We start from the raw sequence: 6117 nt of genomic DNA, 5'->3' as shown, positions 1-6117 counted from the left end.
CAGATCGGTGTCAGAAGGTGCGGGAGGAGGTGCGACGTGGGGGCTCATGCAGCGAGGGAAAGGTCAGACCGCAGACTCCGTCTGGCGGAACACGGTGGCCGCCGAATATACAGCACGCCGCCAATCCCCCCAACGCCAGGGTGCGCTGCGCTGCAGCAGCCAGGCGTGCTGCCAGCGTCCATCTGCACCACGCCAGGCCAGCAGCACAGCGGTTTGCAGGTCGATGCGCAGCTGCAGGGCCTCCAGCGGCTGGGGCTCCACCTCCCCCTGGGCCTGCCACCACCAGGCACCTCCATCCCATTGCAGCATCCCGCGTGGCGCGGCACGCCAGGCGTGCCACTGGGCGCCGCCGGCGGCCAGCCACAGCATGGCCGCCGCCCCCTGCACGGCAGCGGGCTGGGGCGCGCTGTACCGCCACCAGGCCAGCAGCACGGCGCCCGCCAGCAGCCACAGCAGCCCTCCGAGGTAGCCGGGCAGCCGGTGGCGTTCCACGGGATAGCGCACGGCAGGCGGCAGATGGTGTGCGGAAGGCATGGTGCCGACCATGCCACGGCGGCGCCACAAAGACAAAACCCGCAGAGCCGTTTGATCGGCCTGCGGGTGATGGGCGTTTCAGGAGCGGAGCTCCCGGGTGCCAGGGACTGACAATCCGATCAGATGCGCTTGAAGATCAGCGAGCCGTTGGTACCACCAAAGCCGAAGTTGTTCTTCAGGGCCACATCGATCTTGGCATCGCGTGCCACATTGGCGCAGTAGTCCAGATCGCAGCCGGGGTCCTGGTTGTCCAGGTTGATGGTCGGCGGGATCTTCTGATCGTGCAGCGCCATCACGGTGAACACGCTTTCCACGCCGCCCGCACCGCCCAGCAAGTGCCCGGTCATGGACTTGGTGGAGCTGACCACGGTCTTGAACGCGGCATCGCCCAGCGCTGCCTTGATGGCATTGCTTTCGTTCTGGTCGCCCAGAGGGGTCGAGGTGCCGTGGGCATTCAGATAGTTGATCTGGTCCGGATTCACACCGGCATTGCGCATGGCGTTCAACATGGCGCGGCGCGGACCGTCCATATTGGGCGCCGTCATGTGACCGGCATCGGCACTCATGCCGTAGCCGCTCAGCTCTGCGTAGATCTTGGCGCCACGGGCCTTGGCGTGCTCGTACTCTTCCAGCACCAGCACACCAGCGCCCTCGCCCAGCACGAAGCCGTCGCGGTCCTTGTCCCAGGGACGAGAGGCTGCGGTGGGGTCGTCATTGCGGGTCGACAGGGCACGCATGGCAGCAAAGCCGCCCACGCCCAGCGGGGACACCGTGGCTTCGGTACCACCGGCCACCACGATGTCGGCGTCGCCGTACTCGATCATGCGCCCGGCTTCGCCGATGCAGTGCAGGCCGGTCGTGCACGCTGTCACCACGGACAGGTTCGGACCCTTGAAGCCAAAGCGCATGGAAACGTGACCGGCCACCATGTTGATGATGGAAGCGGGCACGAAAAATGGGGTGATGCGTCGGGGCCCCCGGTTCGAGAGCTCAATCTGAGTGTTCTCGATCAGGGGCAAGCCCCCGATACCGGACCCGAGCACGCAACCGATGCGGGTCGCAAGGTCGTCGGACAGGGCCTCGCCCGTAGGCAGACCCGCATCCTTCACAGCCTGTTCCGCAGCCGCGATGCCATAGTGAATGAAGGTGTCCATGGAGCGCGCATCCTTGGCGCTCATGTAATCCTCCACGTTGAATCCCTTGACCTCACCTGCGATGCGGCACGAAAAATTCGTGGCATCAAACTTGGTGATATGGCCAATGCCGGACTTGCCGGCCAAAAGATTGGCCCAGGCCTCAGCAACCGTGTTACCCACGGGACTGATGCAACCCAGGCCGGTCACGACAACGCGACGACGGCTCATGCGTTCAAACCTTATTCTTATCGCTCGGTGCGCTCAAAAGGGCTTAGCCCTTTTGGTGGGTATTGGCGTAGTCGATGGCGTTTTGCACCGTCGTGATCTTTTCAGCGTCTTCATCGGGGATTTCGATGCCGAATTCATCTTCCAGGGCCATCACCAGTTCGACCGTGTCCAGGGAGTCAGCGCCCAGATCAGCCACGAAGGCCTTTTCGCTGGTCACTTGGGACTCTTCAACGCCGAGTTGTTCAGCAATGATTTTTTTGACACGTGCTTCGATATCGCTCATGGTTTCCCTCAGGGGGTTGTGAATGAACCCGCGATTCTAGCCGGTTCGGGGAATCTCCCTTCATCCGGCTTGCCGTCGCGAGGAAACGGCATAACTTTCGTTATTTACATGTACATGCCGCCATTGACAGCCAATTCCTGGCCTGTCACATAGCCGGCACCTGCAGAGGCCAGATAGGCCACTGCGTTTGCAATGTCGGAAGGCTGGCCCAGCTTGCCCAGAGGGATCTGTGCGGACAAGGCCTTTTGCTGCTCTTCTGGGAGCACTGCAGTCATATCTGTCGCAATGAAACCGGGTGCCACACAGTTCACGGTGATACCGCGGCTGCCCAGCTCGCGGGCCAGAGCGCGCGTCATGCCGGCCACGCCAGCCTTGGCTGCAGCATAGTTGGCCTGACCGGCGTTGCCCATGCCGCCCACCACGCTGGTGATGCTGATGATGCGGCCGAAACGCTGCTTCATCATCGGGCGAATAGCCGCGCGGCTGAGTCGGAATACGGCCTTCAGGTTGGTATCAACCACGGCGTCCCAATCGTCATCCTTCATGCGCATGGCCAGGGTGTCGCGGGTGATGCCGGCATTGTTGATCAGCACGTGCAGGCCGCCCTGGTTCTTGGCAATGTCGTCCACCAGCGCGTCCACGCCAGCAGCGTCGTTCACATCCAGCTTTACGCCACGGCCGCCCAGAGGGGCCAGGGCCGCGCTGATGCGGGCTGCGCCGTCGTCCGAAGTGGCAGTGCCGATCACGGTATAGCCGCGGGCGGCCAGTTCCTGGGCAATGGCGGCGCCGATGCCACGGGTGGCACCGGTCACCAGGGCCACTTGGCCGGGGGTGGTCGTCTCTGTCATGCGAGCAATTCCTTCACTTCTGCCAGTGTGGCAGGGTCATACAGGGCAACGCCTGTCAATTCCGCATCAATGCGCTTGGTCATGCCGCCCAGCACCTTGCCGGGGCCGCACTCCACCAGGGTGGTGATGCCGCGGGCCTTGATGGCCTGCACGCATTCCACCCAGCGCACCGGGCCGAAAGCCTGGCGATACAGGGCGTCGCGAATGGCATCGGCGTCCGTTTGCACGGTCACGTCGATGTTGTTGATCACGGGGATCTGGGGCGCTTGCAGCTCCAGCGCAGCCAGTGCCAGCTTCAGCTTTTCGGCGGCAGGCTTCATCAGGCTGGAGTGGAACGGTGCCGACACCGGCAGCGGCAGTGCACGCTTGGCACCCGCCGCCTTGACGGCCACGCTGGCGGCTTCCACGGCGGCCTTGGATCCGGCGATCACGGTCTGACCGGGGTCGTTGAAGTTCACCGCCTCCACCACCTCGGCACCGCCGAGCTGGGCCGTCACTTCCGCGCAGACGGCCTTGACCTTGTCGGCCTCCAGACCCAGCACGGCGGCCATGGCGCCCACGCCCACGGGCACGGCTTCCTGCATGGCAGCGGCGCGCAGGCGCACCAGCGGAGCAGCCTGGGCCAGCGTCAGCACGCCGGACGCCACCAGGGCGGAATATTCACCCAGGGAATGGCCGGCTACGGCAGCAGGCAGCGTGCCGCCTTCGGCACGCCACACGCGCCAGGCGGCCACGGCGGCCACCAGCATTACGGGCTGGGTGTTGGTCGTCAGGGCCAGCGCTTCCTTGGGGCCGCCGTGGATCAGGGCGCCCACGTCTTCGCCCATGGCGTCAGAGGCTTCCTTCAGCGTCTGGGCCACCACCGGGTGGTCGCCCCAGGCATCCAGCATGCCCACGGACTGCGAGCCCTGGCCGGGAAAGACGAATGCAAATTGCGTCATGTGTTGGTCACTCAATAGGGGTAAAACAGGTTCTGGCGCGCTCAATGAGCACTTCAGACACTACATTTTCAGGAGTACTGCACCCCAGGTGAAACCACCGCCCACGCCTTCGAGCAGGACGTTCTGGCCTTTTTGCACCTGACCATTGCGCACAGCATGGTCCAGCGCCAGCGGAATCGACGCCGCCGAGGTGTTGCCGTGCTCTCCCACCGTGACCACCACCTTGTCCATGGGCAGCTTCAGCTTGCGGGCCGTGCTTTGCATGATGCGGATATTGGCTTGGTGCGGAATCAGCCAGTCGATGTCGGCCTCGGTCATGCCGGCCTTGTCCAGCGTGGCACGTGCGGCTTTCTCCAGCACGCCCACGGCCAGCTTGAAGACAGCCTGGCCGTCCATGGTCAGCATGGGCGAGCCCAGGATCTCGCCACCCGACACATGGCCGGGCACGCACAGAATGTCCACATGGCTGCCGTCGGCGTGCAGATCACTGGCCAGGATACCGGGCTCTTCGGAGGCTTCCACCACCACGGCGCCGGCACCGTCACCAAACAGCACGCAGGTGGTGCGGTCGTTGAAATTCAGGATGCGGCTGAACACTTCCGCGCCCACCACCAGCACGCGACGGGCAGAGCCCGAGCGGATCATGGCATCGGCCACGGTCAAAGCATAGACAAAGCCGCTGCACACCGCCTGCACGTCAAAGGCAGGGCAGCCGTTGGTGATGCCCAGCTTGTGCTGCAGGATGGCGGCCGTCGAAGGAAACACCATATCCGGGGTGGACGTGGCGACAATGATCAGGTCCAGGTCTTGCGCCGTAATGCCTGCGGCTTCCAGCGCATTGCGGCTGGCTTCCAGCGCCAGATCGCTGCTACCCACCTCGGGAGCGGCAAAGTGGCGGGCATGGATGCCCGTGCGCTCGACGATCCATTCGTCCGAGGTTTCAATGCCGCGCTGGGCCAGCTCCGCCGCCAAGTCGTTGTTGGTCAGGCGGCGGGGAGGCAGGTAGCTGCCGGTGCCGGTAATGCGTGCGTAACGTGTCATGCGGAGGCTCACTCAGGGCTGCCCGTGGTTCCAGCGGCTGGCGCAGCAACGGCAGGCACCAGCAAAGGGGCCGCAGTCGCAATCCGGGCCCGGACACGGTCAAGCAGGTTGTTGCGGGCCGCATCATACGCACGATTGAGCGCATGCTCAAAAGCGATCGCATCGGCCGAGCCATGGCTTTTGAACACCAGGCCACGCAAGCCCAACAGGGCAGCACCATTGTACCGACGGTGATCCATACGCTTCATCAGCGCAGATAGCACGGGATAGGCAATGATGGCGGCGAATTTCGTGAAGATGTTGCGCTTGAATTCCGACTTCAAGCCTCCCACGATCATGCTGGCCACACCTTCGCTGGCCTTCAGGGCCACATTTCCCACGAAGCCGTCACACACCACGATGTCCACTGGCCCTTTGTAAATGTCGTTACCTTCTACATTGCCGTAGAAATTCAGGGCCTTGGCCTCGCCGGCCGCACGCAGCAATTCGCCGGCGCGCTTGATGGTTTCATTGCCTTTGATGGCTTCTTCACCAATATTGAGCAAGCCCACCGACGGCTCGCCACCGGAGGCGCTCTCATGCAAGGCACTCACCAGGGCGGTGCCCATGACGGCAAATTGCAGCAGGTGTTCGGGCGTGCAGTCCACATTGGCACCCAGGTCCAGCACCGTGGTGGCGCCGCCTTTTTCATTGGGCATCTGGGTGGCAATGGCCGGGCGGTCGATGCCTTCCAGGGTCTTGAGCAGGTAGCGCGACACGGCCATCAGCGCCCCGGTATTGCCGGCCGACACCGCCGCCTGGGCGATGCCATCCTTGACCTGCTGGATGGCCACACGCATCGAAGAATCCTTCTTCTTGCGCAGCGCCACCTCCACCGGGTCGTCCATGGCCACCACTTCGCTGGCCCCCACCACCGTGGCACGGGGGTGCGCAAACGACTGCAGGCTCTCCGCACGCCCCACCAGCAAGAGCTGGGCATCAGAGTGGGAATCCAGAAACTGGCGGCATGCGGCCAGCGTGACACGGGGGCCGTGATCGCCACCCATGCAGTCAACTGCCAAAGTGATCATGAAGGAAAGGTGCGCAGGCCTGAGCGGCAGACCGAA

At 63.9% G+C, this 6117-nt stretch carries 7 protein-coding genes; all 7 read right to left on the bottom strand.

The features are described 5' to 3' along the window. Window positions 1-63: 63 nt before the first annotated feature. Window positions 64-534 (bottom strand): hypothetical protein, encoded by a 471-nt coding sequence (locus tag B3349_RS16600; protein ID WP_291590393.1) that lies wholly within the window; start codon window positions 532-534, stop codon window positions 64-66. A gap of 119 nt (window positions 535-653) precedes the next feature. Beyond that, the gene (gene fabF / locus B3349_RS16595; RefSeq protein WP_066537146.1) at window positions 654-1898 is read right to left on the bottom strand and encodes a beta-ketoacyl-ACP synthase II; all 1245 of its coding nucleotides are present in this window, start codon (window positions 1896-1898) and stop codon (window positions 654-656) included. 43 nt (window positions 1899-1941) lie between these two features. Continuing rightward, window positions 1942-2181 carry an acyl carrier protein gene (gene acpP / locus B3349_RS16590; RefSeq protein ID WP_066537147.1) on the bottom strand — a complete coding sequence of 80 codons (240 nt, stop codon included), beginning with the start codon at window positions 2179-2181 and terminating at the stop codon, window positions 1942-1944. 104 nt (window positions 2182-2285) lie between these two features. After that, complete coding sequence (gene fabG, locus B3349_RS16585; protein WP_291590392.1) at window positions 2286-3029, bottom strand: 3-oxoacyl-ACP reductase FabG; 744 nt, start codon at window positions 3027-3029, stop codon at window positions 2286-2288. Further along, complete coding sequence (fabD, locus tag B3349_RS16580) at window positions 3026-3970, bottom strand: ACP S-malonyltransferase (protein WP_291590391.1); 945 nt, start codon at window positions 3968-3970, stop codon at window positions 3026-3028. The genes fabG and fabD overlap by 4 nt, the downstream gene beginning before the upstream one ends. Window positions 3971-4030: 60 nt before the next feature. Then, window positions 4031-5011 (bottom strand): beta-ketoacyl-ACP synthase III, encoded by a 981-nt coding sequence (locus tag B3349_RS16575; RefSeq protein ID WP_291590390.1) that lies wholly within the window; start codon window positions 5009-5011, stop codon window positions 4031-4033. Between the two features lie 8 nt (window positions 5012-5019). After that, window positions 5020-6081, bottom strand: coding sequence for a phosphate acyltransferase PlsX (gene plsX / locus B3349_RS16570; RefSeq protein WP_291590389.1), 1062 nt, complete (start codon window positions 6079-6081; stop codon window positions 5020-5022). Window positions 6082-6117: the final 36 nt, after the last annotated feature.

Source organism: Comamonas sp. UBA7528 (assembly GCF_002479375.1).
Classification (GTDB): Bacteria; Pseudomonadota; Gammaproteobacteria; order Burkholderiales; family Burkholderiaceae_C; genus Comamonas.
The sequence above is the reverse complement of the archived record's forward strand: the minus strand, read 5'-3'. Positions and strand labels throughout refer to the sequence as shown.

Bases quoted from the DNA above. Each gene is read 5' to 3' on its own strand.
- B3349_RS16600 (WP_291590393.1), bottom strand. From the start codon at position 534: ATGCCTTCCGCACACCATCTGCCGCCTGCCGTGCGCTATCCCGTGGAA.
- fabF (WP_066537146.1), bottom strand. From the start codon at position 1,898: ATGAGCCGTCGTCGCGTTGTCGTGACCGGCCTGGGTTGCATCAGTCCC.
- fabG (WP_291590392.1), bottom strand. From the start codon at position 3,029: ATGACAGAGACGACCACCCCCGGCCAAGTGGCCCTGGTGACCGGTGCC.
- fabD (WP_291590391.1), bottom strand. From the start codon at position 3,970: ATGACGCAATTTGCATTCGTCTTTCCCGGCCAGGGCTCGCAGTCCGTG.
- acpP (WP_066537147.1), bottom strand. From the start codon at position 2,181: ATGAGCGATATCGAAGCACGTGTCAAAAAAATCATTGCTGAACAACTC.
- plsX (WP_291590389.1), bottom strand. From the start codon at position 6,081: ATGATCACTTTGGCAGTTGACTGCATGGGTGGCGATCACGGCCCCCGT.
- B3349_RS16575 (WP_291590390.1), bottom strand. From the start codon at position 5,011: ATGACACGTTACGCACGCATTACCGGCACCGGCAGCTACCTGCCTCCC.